This is a genomic window from Dietzia sp. Die43 (assembly GCF_024519835.1).
GTDB lineage: Bacteria > Actinomycetota > Actinomycetes > Mycobacteriales > Mycobacteriaceae > Dietzia > Dietzia kunjamensis.
The window spans coordinates 1-1,305 of sequence record NZ_JALJRF010000057.1 but is presented as its reverse complement, the minus strand read 5'-3'; the positions used below and the strand labels follow the sequence as shown (position 1 = coordinate 1,305).

The 1,305-nt window shown below is 62.1% G+C and carries 2 protein-coding genes; both read left to right on the top strand.

What is annotated here, in order from left to right:
* Positions 1-756, top strand: a 756-nt coding sequence (locus tag NR111_RS18205; protein WP_256821624.1) for an AAA family ATPase, incomplete at its 5' end; no start/stop codon positions are given.
* A gap of 143 nt (positions 757-899) precedes the next feature.
* Positions 900-1,253 (top strand): hypothetical protein, encoded by a 354-nt coding sequence (locus tag NR111_RS18200; RefSeq protein ID WP_374210761.1) that lies wholly within the window; start codon positions 900-902, stop codon positions 1,251-1,253.
* Positions 1,254-1,305: the final 52 nt, after the last annotated feature.

Below are 1,305 nucleotides of genomic sequence, written 5' to 3'. Positions count from 1 at the left end.
GGCGACCGAACCGGAAGCCGCCTAGGAAACCCTCCACGATTCGGGGGGAACCACAGCAAGACCCAATCGGCACGCCGATACGCCCACTGGGACACCGTGGAACCGTTCATCACCGAATGGGGGCCGCGCACCGAAGACGACGCCAAGCTTTATGCAACTGCGAACCGGTGCCGGACCGTGTTCTACACCCCCGAGGTGCTCCCCAGGCCCAAAATCCTCATGCACGAGATCGCGCACCTGCAGACAAAGCTCGGCATCTGCATCGACGAACACCAGCGCAACATCGGCAAAGTCACCGGCGCCCACTCAGGTCACACCAACAAGTGGGTCGAGCTGCTCATCATCGATGAAGCCGAACGACTGGCCCCGACCGCACTCGAACTCCTCCGTGATGAACACGACCGCTACGACCTGGCGATCATCCTCATCGGCATGCCTGGCATTGACCAGCGGTTTCGCCACTACCCTCAGCTCTACAGCCGCCTCGGATTTTCACACCGATACCGGGCACTAGGACGCGAGGAACTGCTCTTCGTCCTCGATCGCCATTGGAAACGCCTCGGCCGCACTCTTGACCCAGACGACTTCACCGACGCTCAAGCGATCGCCGCGATCGAACGCATCACCCGGGGCAACTTCTGCCTCCTCGAACGCCTCTTCCCTCAGATCGCCCGAGTGCTCAAGATCAACCAACTCGAGACCATCACCGACGACGTCATAGAATCCGCCGCCAGCATCCTCGTGATCGGAAACTAACGCCCCCAAGCGATCACAGAAAACCGCCGCAAAGCACTCAAACCCACATCTCGCTGTAGCGCAGGGTGGGTTAGCCAAGTTATGAAACGTCGTCTCTCCGGGTCTAGGGTGTATTGATACGCCGGATGCGGGGAGGGCCTTCAATGGCGGATCGGATTGGGACGCTTCTGAGCCGTTCGGGTGACGGTGGCGAGGAGGTGCTCATCGTCAGCCGCGGGAAGGCGCGGACTCGGTTCCGTCGCCGGGACGAGTTGGGCTGGAACTTCCGGGTGGAGTCAACGGACTCGGAGAACATCGTCGAGGGGAAGCCAAAGCCGGATCCGACGTCGGTTCGCCGGGCCTCGCGTCCGCGCGGGCAGAGGGTGGCCTATGTGCGGGTGTCGGCTGCGGATCAGAATGAGGCGCGTCAGCTCGAGGCGGTGGGGGAGTGTGATCGGGTCTATGTCGAAAAGCAGTCTGCGCGCTCGCGCGCCGATCGCGAGAAGCTCGCCGAGTGAGGTTCCCCCGGATCCGTAGAGGGATCAGCTATAAGGGGAAGCGATGCCAGAG

What these genes read in the sequence shown, in the direction of transcription:
- NR111_RS18200 (WP_374210761.1), top strand. Translation starts at nt 900, where the DNA reads ATGGCGGATCGGATTGGGACGCTTCTGAGCCGTTCGGGTGACGGTGGC.